We start from the raw sequence: 14369 nt of genomic DNA on the forward strand, positions 1-14369 counted from the left end.
CCCGTCACTCCCGAGGGGTGGTGTGAGTCGACGAGCGGGCGGCGACTCACTTCTTGTCTGTGAGCTTCTTCAAGAATACCGCCAGGGCGGTGGACGACGCCCCGAGCAGTGCGATCGGCTGCCAACGGTCCTTCACGTAGTCGCTGGCGTCGCCCACCTTTTCACCGGCGCGAACCGCCCCGGTGTAGGGCGAGACCGGAGAGGTGCCGGCGTCCTCTCGACGACGACCGGTAGCGGCCGCAGTGAAGGCAGCAAACTGGGCCTTGACGTCGGTCTTCTCTTCAAGGCCCGAGCGGATATCACCCAAGTGACGACGGCGCAGTTCAGCGCGGTGGCGCAGTTCCTCGGAAGAAGGCTTGATGGAGGCCACCGTGGTGGGCGCCTCACCGCGCTTACGGGCGGCCTTCTCTTCCTTGCGGGCCTGCTTGGTGAGTTCCTTCTCGCGCAGCTTCTCCTGCTTCTTGCGCTCGGCCTTCTCGGCTTCGAGGCGGTCGAATTCCACCGGGTCGAAGGCGTTGCCCTCGGCGAGGTAGCCCAGGTCATGCTTGAATCCGCGGATAGTCTCCTGTGGCACCAGCGGCATCTGGCCCTTGAGGATGAGTGCTCCAATGCCGATGAAGATCAGGCTGACCACCAGAGCGCCAGCGGCGACCATCAGCGACCAGAACCAGAGGTTTCCGGTGTCGGCGAACGCACCGATGAGGGCCACGACCAGCGCGATCAGCACGATAGCCAGCAGGAACAGCCCCAGCACGGCCAGGCCGATGCCGACGCCGAGACCCATGCCCTTGGACTTGACGTGGTTGACGGCCAGCGCGGACTCGTCCTTAAGCTGTTTCGGCACCAGTCGCAGGCCCGTGGCGGTCAGATCGAGCATGGAGCTGGACCGCGTCTGATCCGTCACACGCACGCGTCCGCGTTGCGACGAGTGCTGCGCTGATGCGTCAGCGGCCGCATGAGTACCGGGATTTGCCATTCGGAACTACCTCTTTAACATCTCGGACGGTGGTCTTGTCGCCTACAAAAGTATCACCGGCCCCAGCGCCCCGCGTAGTTCACATCAACGCCGCTCCCCCGGTTCTTCTCACCACCATCTCATCTGATGTTCACATGTTTCTCATCCGTCAGCGTCAGGATGTGCACATTAGCCTGACGGCGCTGGGACGCCGTCGGTCCACCCACCACCGGAAGCCGAGCCTCATGACACCGTTCCTCACGCCTCCACCGGGCCCCGCTGCATCCACCACTCCACAGCGTTCGGATGTGGCGGGACTATTGGCCACCGCCGCGTTCGCCGCCGCACTGCTATCGCCGCTGCGCCACTACGTGGGTCCGCAGAAGAAGGTCCAGCGCGACAAAAACAAGCACGATTCATTTCCGATCTCCACCTATCCGATGTTCTCGGCCGATCGAGCCGGGCGCATCGTCGTCCCCCATGTGGTGGGTGAGACGGCCGACGGCGAGCGCATTAACCTCTCCTACCGGCTCTACGGCACCGGTGGCCTGAACCAGGTACGCAAGCAGGTGGCTCGCGCGGTACGTCAAGGCCATGCCGACACGGTCGCCCAGAACTACGCGGATGCGCTGCACCGCTACGGCAACCCGGAGGAGATTTCCGAGGTTCTGGTGGTGCGCAGCCGCTTCATCTTCTCCGATTATTTCGCCGGTGACCGCCGTCCCTTCGCCGAGAACGTCCACGCACGCTGTGCCCCCGGTGGCACGGCCACGCTGTGCTCCCCCGGCATACTCGCTCGCCCCGATTCCGATACCTCGATGAAGGACCGCTGATGCTGAACACCATGATTTCTCTGTTGCGACCCATCGCCGATGCTTCCCGGCCGGCCGTGCTCCGAATCGGGGTGGGCGCCTACTCGGTGACCCAGCAGGTGCGCCGTCGGAAAATGTTCCGTAGCCTACACCGCCAGGACCCGAAGCGTTTCAAACCGGTCGGTGTCGTCTCCGTGTTGAAACGCCCGTTGCCTCCGCGCGTTGCCGATGCCGTGTTGGATCTGTCGCTGGTCACTAATGTGCTTGCGACGGCCGGGGTGGCCCACCGCATCACCGGCCCCGCCAACGCCGCCCTGCAGTGGTGGACCCTGACCTACCGCAACTCCTGGGGCATGATCTTCCATCACGACAACATGATGCTGCTGCATCAGAGCGTGCTGGGCGTGACCCGTTCGGCGGATTCGCTCTCGGTGGATGCCCTGCTGCGCGACGGCGAACTACTGCCCGAACGCAGCGGACGCACCTACGGTGCGGTGGCGCCGGCCATGAATGTGGCGACCTGTGCGATCTACCTCATTTCGGGCGTGGCCAAGGTCCGCTCCCCCCGCGGTTGGAAGTGGGCGTCCGGAGATACCCTGCGTGATCAGATTGCCGCCGATGCGCTCCGCAAAGAAGTCTTCGGTTCCACTCCCCCGGAAACCGCGCGGCATGTGGAGACCTCGGGTACCCCGTTTGGAGTGCTTGCGGCGGTATCCCTGGCCGTGGAACTCGGGGCCCCCGCGGCGCTGGCGCACCCTCGCCTCGGGCAACTTTTTGCCGTCGGCGCCTGGGGAATGCACTGGGGCATTCGCCGGATGATGGGCATCAAATTTTCCTACAACACCTCAGGGGTGGCGTACCTGTCGTTCTTCCCGTGGGGCCTGCCCTCATCGGATTCTCATGCACATCTCACGGGCTCGTCATCTTGACGTGGTCTTCTACTTCTTGACACCGCACCCCCTCGGTCTGACCCGAAAGGATCCGCCATGACTGCTTCTCTGACTTCCTCCATCGCTTCCCTCCCCGCCCCACTGAGCGCCGAGGAAGTGCTCCGCTCGGCTTCCCCGCTGAACCAGCTGTCGATCGTCCGCCAGCCGGTGCCGGCCCGGGTCCAGGGTTCCTACACCACCCGCTTCGCCGCGGCTGATCTGGCGGCCCGCCCCGATGCCTTCCATCTGCTCTCCGGCAATGGGATGCGGCCGATGACCGGCGACGTCGTGGTGGCCCGCGTGGTCGAGATCGGTAACCACAAGCGCGTGGAGACCACGGAGTCACGTAAAGCCATCCTGTTCGAGAACTCGATCATCATGCTGGCCTACGGTCACCGATACGCCGCCGACCAGTTCCTGGCACACGTGCCGGACTCGCTGCAGCCCTGCCACCTGGTCGCCGCCGGTGGAATTGCCGGACTGGTCACCGAATCCCACGCCGATATGGAAGAGCCCACGCTGATCGAGCCGCTGGGTCTGCTGGCCGATGAGCACGGTGTGGTCAACGTGGCGCGTTCAGCCCCATTGCACTTCGACGACGCCGCCGCACTGGAGCGCCTGCGCGTCTCGCGGCCCGAGGTGATCGCGGTCCTGGGCACCTCGATGAACTCCGGGAAGTCCACGGCGGCCGCCTGCCTGGTGAACGGTCTTACCGCCTCGGATCGTCGGGTCGCCGCGGGCAAGATCACCGGGACCGGGGCCGGTAATGATCCCATGCGCTACCACGACGCCGGGGCGCAGAAGGTGCTGGACTTCACCGATTTCGGCTACCCCACCACCTTCAAGACCTCGATGCCCGAGGTTCGCAGCCTCACCGTGAACCTGATCGACCGCCTGGCCGACAGCGCTTCCGGGTCCATGGACGTGGTGATCGTGGAGATCGCCGATGGTGTCTACCAGGAGGAAACCGCTGCCCTGCTGCGTGACCCCCTGTTCCACGAGGTCGTCGACCAGGTGGTCTTCACCGCTTCGGACGCACTGGGTGCCCAGGCGGGTGTGCAGGCACTGCAGAACGTCGGGCTCTCCGTGGCTGCTGCTTCCGGTGTGATGACGTCGTCGCCGCTGGCCACCCGCGAGGCCGGCCAGGTGCTCTCCAGTGCCGGTGTGCCGGTCATCAACACCATGGAACTGACTGACCCCGAGGTGGCCACCCGGCTGCTGCTGAACGAACAGGCCTGATGATGGCTGTCACCACGCACCCTTCCACCCGCTCGAATGACTCCCGTGACCCCGCCATGCCGCGGGTCTGGAAGGGGCGTCGTCGCCTGCTGCTGTTGCAGTTGGTCGGCTGCGGTGTGGCACAGGCGGTGGCAGGACTGGCGATGGCATTGCTCGTGGAGACGCTGCTCTCGGCGGCCTCCGCGGAGCCTGGCACCGATCCCGCCCACGCCCTGCCGACCTGGATGCTGGTGGCGGGTCTCGTCGGTTCGGTGCTCGGTATCGGCATCATCCGCTGGATCGAGCGCATCGTGGCCGAGGAACTGGGGCAGGACTACGTGTTCGAGCAGCGACGTCGTCTGGTGACCGCGGCTTTCGGGGGTGCCGGGAACCGCTCGCTAGGCGTGATCGTCACCCGGGCCTCCAACGACCTCACCGCGGTGCGCACCTGGATCTCTCGCGGGCTGGTCCCGCTGCTCACCGGGCTTCCGCTGATCCTGGTGGTGCTGGGGGCGCTGACTTTCTCTCATCTGGTGATCGCCGCCGCGGTGGCCCTGCCACTGCTGTTGATGGCCGCCCTGCTGCCCTGGCTGGCACGGATGGCTCGCGAGCGGGCCCGCACCGTGCGCCGGATGCGCGGGCGGATGTCCGCGCGCATCGCCGACGCGGTGAAAGCCGGCGACTCGGTGATCCTGGCCGGCGCGGTGCGTCGCGAGCTCAACGCCGTGGACCGCGACTCCCGCAAGGTGGTGGATGCTGCCGTGCAGCGCTCCTATGTAACCGGTCTGATCCGGGCGCTGACGGTGACGGCAGCCTCACTGAGCACCGTGGCCGTGGTGTTGCTGTCCACCTTCGGTTGGATCGATACCGCCTCGGTGGCTTCCGTGATGACCCTGCTGGGTGTCATGTCCACCCCGCTGACTGATCTGGGTCAGGTGGTTGAGTACCGGCAGAACTTCCGGGCCGCGCGTCGGGTGATCGCCCCGGTGTTGCATCAAGCGCAGGAGCTGACAGCAGCCGAAGCCGAACGCGAGCGCCGATGGGAAGAGGTCGCTGCCGAAGCCGAGGCACAGCCCGGCAACACTCCCGCCGGCGTCGACGTCGTGGGGGCCACCATTGCGCACCGGGACACTCGCGTTCGGCTGTCTGCTTTGCATGCGGCCCCCGGCTCGGTGGTGCAGCTGCAGGCCACGGACCCGCTGCGTCGTCGTCAGGCCCTGGATGCGATGTTGATGGCCGCGGAGGACTCTCCGGCCACAGTGCGCATTGCCGGGGCGGAGTACCCGTTGGCTCCGCTGCGTGAGCGCCGCCATCTGGTGGGCGTGGCCGCCCGCCACCTGCCGCTGGAGCGGGGTTCGGTGCGCCGACTGGCCGCCTATCGCACCCCGGAGGCCAGTGATGGCGAGATCCGGTGGATGCTGGATCGGATGGGTCTGCTCGAGACCGTGGAGGATCATCCGCGGGATCTGGGGCGCCGGTTGAAGAACGACGGTGCCCCCTGGACGGCGCAGCAGGTAGCACGATTGAAAGTGGCTCGGGCATTTTTAGGCCAGCCCCCGCTGGTGGTGCTGGACGAGGTGGACCAGGATCTGAACACCGATGGGCTGCGCCAGCTGGCCGGTCTCATCGACCGCCACCCCGGGGTGGTGCTGGTGTCGTCGTCGAACCCGCAGGCCCTGTTGCGGTACAGCCGCCGTGCCGAGGCTGGTGCAGTGCTCTGGGACGTTGACGCCGAACCGGTCACCGCAGAACTGCCGGTGCTTCACGCCTCGGGTTGATAGTTCCGTTCCTCCACCAACCGGTAGCCAATACCACGCACGGTGGAGAAGCGTGAGGCACCGAGTTTGGTGCGCAGGTACCGCACATACACGTCGACGACATTGGAGCTGCCCTCGAAGTCGTCTCCCCACACCCGCGACAGCAGCTGGTCGCGGGTGAGTGCTTGTCCGGGGTGGCGCAAGAACGTCTCGGCCAGGGTGAACTCGCGCGGGGAGAGCTCCACGACCGTCTCGTCCAGGGTCACGAGATGGCGCACCGGATCGATCACCAGATCCGCGTGGCGCAAGGTCTCCGCGTCCTGAGCGGTACCGCCATTGCTGTTGCTCCCGTGAGACCAGGAACCACCAGCACCCGAGGCCGAGTCGTCGTCACCCATGCCCTCGTGCGCCTTGAGCCGCAGCCGGATCCGGGCCACCAGCTCGGGGAAGCGGAACGGCTTGGGCACGTAGTCGTCCGCCCCGGAGGTGAGCCCGGTGACGGTATCTGCGCCCGAGGTGCGCGCGGTGAGGATGATGACCGGCAGCTGCGGGAAGCGTGCCCGGATCTTCTTGAGCACCTCGAACCCATCGATGTCAGGCAGCCCGAGATCGAGGATGACCAGCTGATATCCCTCACCGGAGCGCGGATCGTAGACCTCCCGGACGCCGTCGGCTCCGGTGGACACCACGGTCGGCTCGAACCCCTCGGCCATCAGTCCCTTCGACACGAAGTCGCTGATGCGGTGTTCGTCCTCGATGATCAGAATGCGCTGGGCGGTCACGGGTGTCCTCCTGTGATGGCGGTCGGTCCGGGGGGCGAATCGAGATGAGACTGCTGGTCGGTCAGGGGCAGATGCATGATGAAGGTGGAGCCGGTGCCGGGCGTGGAGCGCACCGAGACGGTGCCGCCGTGGGCGCGGGCGATCTCCACCACGATGTTCAGGCCCAGCCCGGAGCCTTCGGCACGCGAGGAGTTTCCGCCGCGGCCGAAGCGCTCGAAGATGCGCTGGGCGTCCTCGGCGGTCACCCCGATTCCGCGGTCGGTCACCCAGAGACTCAGCCAGCGCCCGTTGGCCGGGGTGGGTGCGGGGGCTTGTCCGGGCAGGGTGACCTCCGGAGAGTCGGCGACGACGTGCACCGGTCCGCCGATATTCTCCACCCGCGAGCCGATCCACACCTCGGTGTCAGGCTCGGAGTATTTGACGGCGTTGTTGGCCAGCTGCAGCCAGGCCTGGGTGATGCGCTGCTCATCGAGCTCGTGGACGACCTCGGCCACCGATTCCACCATCCAGGCGCGCGGGCCCAGTCGCTCGGCTTTCTCGACGACGGCATAGGTGAGGGTGGCCACGTCCAGCGGGCGCGGGGTGACGAAGTCGGGCCGATTCGATTTGGCCAGGGTCACCAGGTCCTCGGTGAGGCGGGTGACCCGGTCGAGCTCGTCAAGGGAGATATCGCGGACCTGCGCTACATCGGCCGGATCGTTGGGATCCATCAGCTCCAGATTACCCTGCACGATGGTGATCGGAGTGCGCAGCTCATGCCCGACGTCGTCGAGCAACTGCCGCTGCGAGGCGAAGCTGCTGGAGAGCCGGTCCAGCATGGCGTTGAAGTCTTCGGCCAGTCGGGCAACATCATCACCACCACCGATCGGCACCCGGCGGTCGAGATCCTCATCTCCAGAGATTTCGGCCGTCGTCGACTGCAGCACCCGCAGCGGAGCCAGCAGCCGCCCCACCACCAGAGATCCGATGAGTCCGGCGACGATCATCACCCCGAGTCCGGTGGCAGCGTAGGTGAGGAACGTGTTGTCCAGTGCGCGCAATGCAGCGCGTTGGTCCTCCGCCACCACCATGACCGAGGGCTCTGCGTCGTCGGGGAAGGAGATGGGAATGATCGCCACACGATAGTCCGTGGTGGAGGTAGTGATCGTTTCGAGCACCACTTCGGCGCGGGAGTCCGGGCCCACGCGGTTCATCAGCTGGGCTACCAGTTCGCGGTCGTCCTCGAGGCGCAACGGCACCGAGGAGTTAGCTGTCCACACGACGCCCGAGGAGTTCATGCCGAGCATGCCTTCCGTGGCGCGGGGGAGGTGCCGCAGCATGGCCACGTACACCATCTGGTCCGACTCCACGAACGGCTCACCGGTGCCCGGGTCCACCCCCTCTTGGGCGAGGATGCGCACCTCGTCGACCGTACGCGTGAGCGAGTCATCAATGCGCTGCTGATAGTCGGTGCGTTGCAGACCGTAGGAGATGAGGCCGGTCACGGTCAATGCGGCCACGGTGAGCACCACGAGGGTAATCACCACGCGGGTGCGCACGGTGAACCGACCCCAGGCGCTGGTCGATCGTCGAGTGGAAGTTGCGCTCACACCCCCACCTTAGCGAGCGCGTCAGTCGTCATCGTCATCATCCCAGTCGTCATCGTCCCAGTCGTCATCATCATCGTCATCATCCCAGTCGTCATCGTCCCAGTCGTCATCATCATCGTCATCCCAGGTTTGCGTCTGGGCACGAGACGGCGCCGGTTCGGGCACGGCGCGCGGCGCGGACGGCGCCTTGGTGGCCGGAGGTGGGGCGGCACTGGTGGTGGCGGCAGGAGTCGTGGCCGTCTTCGAGGCGGAGGCACTGGCCGAGGACGACGCGGTCTCGGATGCTGATTCCGTGGCGGAGGCGGATTCGGATTCCGACTCACTGGCCATCGACGACGGCTGGTTTCCCGTGTCCGTGGGCTCGTCACTCACCGAGACCGAGGGGCCCAGGTCCACGGTGCCCGGGCTGGCGGTCGACAGCGTCACGATGATCACCACGGCGGCGACGATCACCGCTACCACGCTGGCAATGCTCACCCACGGAAAGGCCCGAGAAACGGCAGAATTTCGACTCATGGCCTCAGTGTGCCGGACCTCAATGAGACCTGGATGAGAGCGGGCGCATCACGGTGACCACGCCATCGCCGGACCCAGCACCACCGCCATGGTGACGGACACGATCAGGACGGCAAGCACTGCCAGGGCATGCACTTTCAAGTCGTCGTGCAAAACCGCCGCAAATTCGCGAAGGATCGCGCTCGGAACACTTGGTAACTGCTGGTCACCACCGTGATCGGGTTATGTTCCGAGGCCAACAGCGCGCGGGAGTAGATGAGATTTTCTCGGGTGGTGCGTGATTCCGTTGGGGGCTGTGTCTGCGTCTCAGGCACACCAAGTTCGTCTCGCAAGGACTCGGCCATCGCCTCGCCCTCACTGCGTGGTTCATCCGCACCCTGCCCGCCGCTCGGAATGAGCACGGGTGCCGGAGTGAATAACCGCTGAATCTCGACGCTGCAGAGACATAGGCCACCACCAAGACCGCGAACGTATGCACGCCATAGCCGATGATGTACCAAGGGGCAGCCCGGACCGCTCTAGCGGAGCCAGCCGGTTATGAGTTCCAGGAAGCAAAATGAGCCCGATTCCGGCCAGAAGAGCCGAGCAGGTTGAACAACAGCAGCACTCCGAGAGCGATGCCGACCAGCACCATGAACGGTACCGGATCACCCACGCGATACCGCCACGCGCTGATCCCCGCACCCGCGAGCACCAGCCCCAGCACGATCACGCCATAGACCTCGAAACCTCGGGGGTCCGTGACGGTTCGCCAGAGCCTGACAGCGGCGATGAGCAGCCCGACGATCGTGACCACGACGCTCACGATGATGACGGGCATCCCGCCTCCTTCACCGACTTCATCAGCCGACCTTGCTTTGTAGCCTATGCGCTAGAAGTGCGGGCACCCTCGAGGCGGTTTGTCAGCCACCGAGTGAAGCGGTCCGTGATGGCGACCGGATCCACCAGCAGCTTCGGGATGTTCGCCGCGTTACCCGGCTCAATCCGCACGTGCAGCAGCGCCGGGCCCGGCTCGGAGAGCAGCTGAGTGAACTCAGTCTTCAGTCCTTCGCCATCCACGGCGCGGCCGACTCGCCAGCCGGCGGCCTCGGCCAGGGCCCCCAGATCCAGACGGGAAGCATAGGTGGGCAGACCGGCTGTCGACCCGTACACCTGGTTGTCGAGCACGATGAGAAGCAACTTCTCTGGAGCCAGGAATCCACCGGTGGGCAGCACATTGGGATTCATCAGCAGGGAGCCGTCTCCTTCGACTGCCACGACCTTGGCCACGTCCGTATCGCGCACGGCCCAGGACAGGCCGGTGGCAATGGAGCCCACCAGACCCATCGAGTCCAACACCGGGAAATGGTTGCCTCGGTCCTCTACCGATGCCATCTCACGGCTGGTGGCCGCACAGGTCAGCACCACCGGCAGGTCCGGGGTGAGGTCGTTGATGATGCGCAGCGCTTCGATCCGCTTCATGATCAAGCCACCTTCCCATCGGTATTCCAGAACGATGCCAAGACGACCACGGGCCGGAACGTCATGCGCGCGTGCACACCCGCCTCGGCAATCACGTCTTCCCAGTCTTCGACGCCGGACCGGCGGTCTAAGTGCAGGGTATGAATGCCGGCCGCTTCCAACCAGGCAGGCACGGGCTGGCTGACGGAGTGGATCATCGAGTTGTACTCTCCCAAGCTGCCGCGGGTGTTCGCCACGATCAGCAGTGGCAGATGGTAGGAGACGCTGAAGGTCGTCAGCGCGGTGAGTGCGTTGCCGAATCCGTTGTCCTGCATCACGACCGCACCGAACTGACCGGCCAGAGGCAAAGCACCGACCAGACCGACCGCTTCTTCTTCCCGCGAGAGCGGAGTAACTCGCGGCGACGAACCAGCGGCGCCGCCGTCGGCTTCCACCAGTGAATCGATCACCGGAGCCACCGTCACCGAAGGCACATAGCCCACCAGGTCAGCTCCGGACCTCCACACACCTCTCGCGACCGCTTCGGCGTAGCTCGTCTCAGCCATCCGCATTCTCCTCTATCTGGAAGTTAACAACCACATCATAAACATCAGTACACTCGAAGCGGAAGACTTCTCTCCCCCACCGCACCGATCTCCTCTGGACGTGACCATGACCGCAGAGCACCCGCGCACCACCGGCACCCCATCCCAGCAGCCCAGAGCCTCCGTGACACCCCGACGGCAGCGAGCGGTGAGGCAGGACGCATTACGCAACAAGGCGGAGCTGGTACGCGCCGTCGGTGAGCTACTCATCTCTGATCCAGAAGGGGCCCTCATGCCCGCCGTGGCCGAGCGCGCCAGCCTGTCCTTGACCACCGCGTACCGGTATTTCCCGACGATGGATCATCTCCACCGCGAATTTATGCTCTCGGTCATCCGTCGCTTGCAGGAGGAAACGTCCCTGCTCACCAGCACAGGCACCGCCCGGTTTGAAGAGATCCTGCAGCACTGGGTGCGTATTGTGTCGCACTATGGACGGGCCATGGTCATCGTGCGCTCCCGGGAAGGCTTTTTGACACGGTATCTCCAGGGTGAGGCGCACACCTTAGCCATCGCTCAAGTGTGGGGCGAGGCCCTTCGCGGCATGCTCGCGGAACGGGAGATCTCACCGTCCCAATTTCCCAGCGCACTCACCCTATTCAATACCCTGGTGAACTCGCGGGAGATTCTCGATTTGCGCACCGCCACTGGGCTGAGCGACCGCCAGCTAGTCCAGCACTTCAGTACGCTCTACCAGGCCGCTCTCGAAGGCATCAGGAACCCTGTGACCTGAATCGAGTCTTCATCTTCTCCTCGTAGTCTTGCTGTGCCGACGCCGCGGTCAGGGCACCAGCGACCTCACTGGGCGGGAGCACGATCAGACCGTCAGCGTCACCGATAATCACGTCCCCACCGCGACATACCAACGAACCGCAGGCCACCGATTCCCCCACGGTTCCGGGCCCGCTCTTGTACGGCCCGGCGGGACTGACGCCTCGCGCATACACGGGCAGCCCGAGCTCCGCCAGCTCCTCGGCGTCTCGAATGGAGCCGTCCACCACCAATCCCGCCAGTCCATGGATCACCGCAGCTTCGGCGATCAAGGCGCCGATAATGGCTCGAGTCACCTCCCCCATGGCGTTGATGACCATGACGTCTCCGGGTCGGATCTCTTCAAGAGCTCGATGCACAGCCAAGTTATCCCCCTCGCGACACCACACCGGAAGAATCGAACCGAACATGAGCGGCTTCGGAGTGATCGGACGGATCCGCGGATCCATCATCCCCATGCGCCCACGCGTATCGCCGATGAGAGCAACGGGAAATTTCGCCAGCTGCTCCACCTGCCCCAAGTCCGCGGTCCGATCAAATGCTGCAACCCGAATCGAGGAGGCATCAAGATCCATGAACATGGCAATTCCTTAAGTGGTAGTTGAGTGTCAGAATGTCACTCTGATTAGACTACCCGCCCCGCTCGGTCCGGGATACAGCTGAGGCTCCGCGAGGTGGTCAGTGATTCAGTCTTGCCCTACACGGTCGACTCCTTCTCCACCGTGTTGTAGTAGGCATACCCCAGTATCCCGACCGAAATGGCCGAGATAATGCTCGGTTGCGCGAACACCTCATAAGCGCGGTCGATCCAGACACCCTGTCCCAGCAATAGTCCGGCGAGTTGCGTCAGCACGATGGCAAAAGCCATGAGTAGGAACGCCACGATAGCGACAGTGCACAGGGGCAGAAGCACTTTTTTCGAGGCAGTTTTCATCTCAGTCATTCCATCGGTACAGTGCGATTCCCAGCGCAATGAGCACGCCGAGCACAAAGAACGGAAGCACGTAGTAGACCACGAGTGGTATGAATGTATTTTCAGGTCGCGCCTCGGTAATACCGCCGGCAACGAAGATCGACCCCTTGGTCGGAGGAGAGGCACCTTCGGTCGAGGCGAAGACCAGAATTGCGATCACGGCGAGCAGTGGATCAACTCCGGCGCCACGAGGGTGAAGAGAGACACTTAGCCCACAGCGCTGAGCGTGGCGGTATGAAGTTTTCTATCACTCAATAGAGTGACTCGGATCATTGCGTGGATGCTCACACCAGCTGTCAAGCACGATTCAGCAGTTCTTGGGCGCGTCCTTGCCTCGTCGAGGACTCTGAGAAAACGAACGGGAACACACTCAAACGCCCAGTGATTTCACGCCTCCACACACCGAAAGGCACCCAGGGTCGAAGCCGCTGGCAATCAAGGTCGCACGCTTGATCGAGCACTAGACCTGCTCGAGTGCGTGGCTTCGTCGCGAGAGACTACCTAGCGTCCATTCCACGGGATACACGCTAGGCCCACGAGTACTTCCCCTGTCACACACCTTCGTGGTTCAGGATCGGCTCGCCCTGATTGCACCCAGCATTTTGAGCGACATCACCCACCACACCGGACTGACGTCGTCGGTGTTCGTCCGCACCGGCGATGAACGCGTTTTGATCGCCCGTTGCGAGTCACCCAGCCCCCTGAGCTACCAGGTCCCGTAGGTCAATTGCTGAGCCTGTTCCTCGGCGGCGGAAAAGTGCTCCTTGCGCATGCTCCCGAAGACGACCAGGAGTGTCTCCCGGGCTCATACGAACCCTTCGGTCTTGCGGACGGACGCGTCCAGACGGCCGACACACTGCGCGCGGATTTACAGTCCGCGCGGGACACCGGATACTTCGTGAGCCAGTCAGAGCGCCACCGTGGCACCGTGGCACCGTGGCACCGTGAGGATTACCGCACCGGTCCGATCGGTGGAGGGAGACGTCATTGCCTCCATCAATCTCGTTGCCCATGACGGCACGATTGACGCCGTCGCCATCAGCAATCACCAGACGATTCTCATGCAGGCAAGTCGACGCCTCGCGGACCAAATCTGCCGCGCAGCGAAAGCAATCACGCCGATTTCACATATCCGGAGAACCGGTGGTAGAGTCTTATCCGTTGCTTTCCCCCGTAGCTCAATTGGCAGAGCATTCGACTGTTAATCGAAGGGTTGCTGGTTCGAGTCCAGCCGGGGGAGCTCCTGAAAGCCCTCGTCCCGCTTAGCGGGGCGGGGGCGTTTCTCATTAATGATGCGTTCGCCGAGCAAGTCCCCGAGAGAGATCTCAAACTCCGCCGCGATGATCATGAGCTGCTCGAGAGTGAACTGAATCCTCCCTCGCAAGCGAGCCGACACCTGCCCCTGGGCAATGCCTAGAAGCTGAGCAATATCAGCCTGCCGATAGCCCAGGCGAGCCATCCACGCCTTGACCTCCCGAGCAGCGGTAATAGTTGCTGTCGAATGCACGTCTGGAACAAGATCTGTCATGCGACCAGCCTATCGTCCTGAAGCGAGAAAAAACAGCCTGAACCGATAATTCCGCGCAACACGCGATATAGAGCCTTGCGGAGATATTTGCTGAGCAATTACGGTAGAGCCATGAGCTACATTCGCCAGCTAAGAGCAAATATCGTCGCAGAGCTTTCCAAGAATGAGATGAGTCAGACCGAAGCCGGTCGGCTTCTTGGGCTACCACAGGCGTCCTTTGCAGGGCGTTTGAAAGGACGGACGCCCTTTCGGATTCATGAACTTCTTATACTTGCCCACGCCTTGGACGTTAGCGTTGATGCCCTCCTGCACGGCGTGGAGGAAGAGTGGCAGGCCGATCAAACCGATGATCTGGCGGTGAGCTGACCATGGGGACCTTGGTGATCGAATCCAACGACCCTACGGCAGCACAACAGCTTACGCCTGAAGCAGCCCGTGAGCTGACGGACCAGATTCGAACCGGGTTGGAGGGCGTCTTCCACCTGATTAAAGCTGCT

General features: G+C 63.9%; 19 protein-coding genes and 1 tRNA gene. 8 read left to right on the forward strand and 12 right to left on the reverse strand.

The window, feature by feature from the left end:
* Nucleotides 1–46: 46 nt before the first annotated feature.
* Entirely contained in the window at nucleotides 47–904 is an 858-nt protein-coding gene (locus O1A05_RS13455) for a phage holin family protein (protein ID WP_270105724.1), read from the reverse strand.
* A 206-nt stretch (nucleotides 905–1110) separates the two neighbouring features.
* Here O1A05_RS13455 and O1A05_RS13460 point away from each other — a divergent pair, with 206 nt between their 5' ends.
* Genes O1A05_RS13460 through O1A05_RS13475 form a run of 4 tightly spaced genes read left to right on the forward strand, consistent with a single transcriptional unit; the run spans nucleotide 1111 to nucleotide 5692 of the window.
* Nucleotides 1111–1788, forward strand: coding sequence for a hypothetical protein (locus tag O1A05_RS13460; RefSeq protein ID WP_270105726.1), 678 nt, complete (start codon nucleotides 1111–1113; stop codon nucleotides 1786–1788).
* Complete coding sequence (locus O1A05_RS13465) at nucleotides 1788–2696, forward strand: hypothetical protein (protein ID WP_270105727.1); 909 nt, start codon at nucleotides 1788–1790, stop codon at nucleotides 2694–2696. The genes O1A05_RS13460 and O1A05_RS13465 overlap by 1 nt, the downstream gene beginning before the upstream one ends.
* A gap of 57 nt (nucleotides 2697–2753) precedes the next feature.
* Nucleotides 2754–3935, forward strand: coding sequence for a DUF1611 domain-containing protein (locus O1A05_RS13470; RefSeq protein WP_270105728.1), 1182 nt, complete (start codon nucleotides 2754–2756; stop codon nucleotides 3933–3935).
* Nucleotides 3935–5692 (forward strand): ABC transporter transmembrane domain-containing protein, encoded by a 1758-nt coding sequence (locus O1A05_RS13475; protein WP_270105729.1) that lies wholly within the window; start codon nucleotides 3935–3937, stop codon nucleotides 5690–5692. The genes O1A05_RS13470 and O1A05_RS13475 overlap by 1 nt, the downstream gene beginning before the upstream one ends.
* On the opposite strand, the gene O1A05_RS13480 is transcribed toward O1A05_RS13475, so the two are convergent.
* The 7 genes from O1A05_RS13480 to O1A05_RS13505 all read right to left on the reverse strand — a co-directional run bounded on the left by O1A05_RS13480 (nucleotide 5677) and on the right by O1A05_RS13505 (nucleotide 10564).
* Nucleotides 5677–6453: a response regulator transcription factor gene (locus tag O1A05_RS13480; protein WP_270105730.1), complete on the reverse strand. Its 777-nt coding sequence runs from the start codon at nucleotides 6451–6453 to the stop codon at nucleotides 5677–5679. The genes O1A05_RS13475 and O1A05_RS13480 overlap by 16 nt on opposite strands.
* Entirely contained in the window at nucleotides 6450–8042 is a 1593-nt protein-coding gene (locus O1A05_RS13485; protein WP_270105731.1) for a sensor histidine kinase, read from the reverse strand. The genes O1A05_RS13480 and O1A05_RS13485 overlap by 4 nt, the downstream gene beginning before the upstream one ends.
* Nucleotides 8043–8063: 21 nt before the next feature.
* Nucleotides 8064–8558, reverse strand: a complete 495-nt coding sequence (locus O1A05_RS13490) for a hypothetical protein (RefSeq protein WP_270105732.1) — start codon at nucleotides 8556–8558, stop codon at nucleotides 8064–8066.
* A 137-nt stretch (nucleotides 8559–8695) separates the two neighbouring features.
* The gene (locus O1A05_RS15790; RefSeq protein ID WP_442867640.1) at nucleotides 8696–8959 is read right to left on the reverse strand and encodes a YdcF family protein; all 264 of its coding nucleotides are present in this window, start codon (nucleotides 8957–8959) and stop codon (nucleotides 8696–8698) included.
* Nucleotides 8960–9093: 134 nt separating this feature from the next.
* Nucleotides 9094–9378, reverse strand: a complete 285-nt coding sequence (locus tag O1A05_RS13495) for a hypothetical protein (protein ID WP_270105733.1) — start codon at nucleotides 9376–9378, stop codon at nucleotides 9094–9096.
* Between the two features lie 44 nt (nucleotides 9379–9422).
* The gene (locus O1A05_RS13500; RefSeq protein WP_270105734.1) at nucleotides 9423–10019 is read right to left on the reverse strand and encodes a thiamine pyrophosphate-dependent enzyme; all 597 of its coding nucleotides are present in this window, start codon (nucleotides 10017–10019) and stop codon (nucleotides 9423–9425) included.
* Between the two features lie 2 nt (nucleotides 10020–10021).
* Nucleotides 10022–10564 carry a thiamine pyrophosphate-binding protein gene (locus O1A05_RS13505; RefSeq protein ID WP_270105735.1) on the reverse strand — a complete coding sequence of 181 codons (543 nt, stop codon included), beginning with the start codon at nucleotides 10562–10564 and terminating at the stop codon, nucleotides 10022–10024.
* 106 nt (nucleotides 10565–10670) lie between these two features.
* Here O1A05_RS13505 and O1A05_RS13510 point away from each other — a divergent pair, with 106 nt between their 5' ends.
* On the forward strand, nucleotides 10671–11333 hold the full coding sequence (locus O1A05_RS13510; RefSeq protein WP_270105736.1) for a TetR/AcrR family transcriptional regulator: 663 nt from the start codon (nucleotides 10671–10673) through the stop codon (nucleotides 11331–11333).
* Here the strand turns inward: O1A05_RS13510 and O1A05_RS13515 are convergent.
* From O1A05_RS13515 to O1A05_RS13525, 3 genes are all read right to left on the reverse strand, one after another.
* On the reverse strand, nucleotides 11314–11952 hold the full coding sequence (locus O1A05_RS13515; protein WP_270105737.1) for an RraA family protein: 639 nt from the start codon (nucleotides 11950–11952) through the stop codon (nucleotides 11314–11316). The genes O1A05_RS13510 and O1A05_RS13515 overlap by 20 nt on opposite strands.
* Nucleotides 11953–12068: 116 nt before the next feature.
* On the reverse strand, nucleotides 12069–12239 hold the full coding sequence (locus tag O1A05_RS13520) for a hypothetical protein (RefSeq protein ID WP_270105738.1): 171 nt from the start codon (nucleotides 12237–12239) through the stop codon (nucleotides 12069–12071).
* 67 nt (nucleotides 12240–12306) lie between these two features.
* Complete coding sequence (locus O1A05_RS13525; protein ID WP_270105739.1) at nucleotides 12307–12504, reverse strand: hypothetical protein; 198 nt, start codon at nucleotides 12502–12504, stop codon at nucleotides 12307–12309.
* Between the two features lie 403 nt (nucleotides 12505–12907).
* Between O1A05_RS13525 and O1A05_RS13530 the strand changes: the two genes are divergently transcribed.
* Both O1A05_RS13530 and O1A05_RS13535 read left to right on the forward strand, forming a co-directional pair.
* Nucleotides 12908–13066 carry a hypothetical protein gene (locus tag O1A05_RS13530; RefSeq protein ID WP_270105740.1) on the forward strand — a complete coding sequence of 53 codons (159 nt, stop codon included), beginning with the start codon at nucleotides 12908–12910 and terminating at the stop codon, nucleotides 13064–13066.
* A gap of 445 nt (nucleotides 13067–13511) precedes the next feature.
* Nucleotides 13512–13584: transfer RNA gene (locus O1A05_RS13535), tRNA-Asn, on the forward strand.
* On the opposite strand, the gene O1A05_RS15795 is transcribed toward O1A05_RS13535, so the two are convergent.
* Nucleotides 13546–13872 (reverse strand): helix-turn-helix domain-containing protein, encoded by a 327-nt coding sequence (locus O1A05_RS15795; RefSeq protein WP_442867695.1) that lies wholly within the window; start codon nucleotides 13870–13872, stop codon nucleotides 13546–13548. The genes O1A05_RS13535 and O1A05_RS15795 overlap by 39 nt on opposite strands.
* A 111-nt stretch (nucleotides 13873–13983) precedes the next feature.
* On the opposite strand from O1A05_RS15795, the gene O1A05_RS13540 reads away from it, so the two are divergent.
* Nucleotides 13984–14238, forward strand: coding sequence for a helix-turn-helix domain-containing protein (locus O1A05_RS13540; RefSeq protein WP_270105741.1), 255 nt, complete (start codon nucleotides 13984–13986; stop codon nucleotides 14236–14238).
* Nucleotides 14239–14369 lie beyond the last annotated feature (131 nt).

Source organism: Citricoccus sp. NR2 (genome assembly GCF_027594385.1).
GTDB lineage: Bacteria > Actinomycetota > Actinomycetes > Actinomycetales > Micrococcaceae > CmP2.

Coding starts and splice junctions, on each gene's coding strand:
- O1A05_RS13460 (WP_270105726.1), top strand. CDS start 1,111: ATGTTTCTCATCCGTCAGCGTCAGGATGTGCACATTAGCCTGACGGCG.
- O1A05_RS13465 (WP_270105727.1), top strand. CDS start 1,788: ATGCTGAACACCATGATTTCTCTGTTGCGACCCATCGCCGATGCTTCC.
- O1A05_RS13470 (WP_270105728.1), top strand. CDS start 2,754: ATGACTGCTTCTCTGACTTCCTCCATCGCTTCCCTCCCCGCCCCACTG.
- O1A05_RS13475 (WP_270105729.1), top strand. CDS start 3,935: ATGATGGCTGTCACCACGCACCCTTCCACCCGCTCGAATGACTCCCGT.
- O1A05_RS13490 (WP_270105732.1), bottom strand. CDS start 8,558: ATGAGTCGAAATTCTGCCGTTTCTCGGGCCTTTCCGTGGGTGAGCATT.
- O1A05_RS13495 (WP_270105733.1), bottom strand. CDS start 9,378: ATGCCCGTCATCATCGTGAGCGTCGTGGTCACGATCGTCGGGCTGCTC.
- O1A05_RS13500 (WP_270105734.1), bottom strand. CDS start 10,019: ATGAAGCGGATCGAAGCGCTGCGCATCATCAACGACCTCACCCCGGAC.
- O1A05_RS13505 (WP_270105735.1), bottom strand. CDS start 10,564: ATGGCTGAGACGAGCTACGCCGAAGCGGTCGCGAGAGGTGTGTGGAGG.
- O1A05_RS13510 (WP_270105736.1), top strand. CDS start 10,671: ATGACCGCAGAGCACCCGCGCACCACCGGCACCCCATCCCAGCAGCCC.
- O1A05_RS13515 (WP_270105737.1), bottom strand. CDS start 11,952: ATGTTCATGGATCTTGATGCCTCCTCGATTCGGGTTGCAGCATTTGAT.
- O1A05_RS13520 (WP_270105738.1), bottom strand. CDS start 12,239: ATGGCTTTTGCCATCGTGCTGACGCAACTCGCCGGACTATTGCTGGGA.
- O1A05_RS15795 (WP_442867695.1), bottom strand. CDS start 13,872: ATGACAGATCTTGTTCCAGACGTGCATTCGACAGCAACTATTACCGCT.
- O1A05_RS13540 (WP_270105741.1), top strand. CDS start 13,984: ATGAGCTACATTCGCCAGCTAAGAGCAAATATCGTCGCAGAGCTTTCC.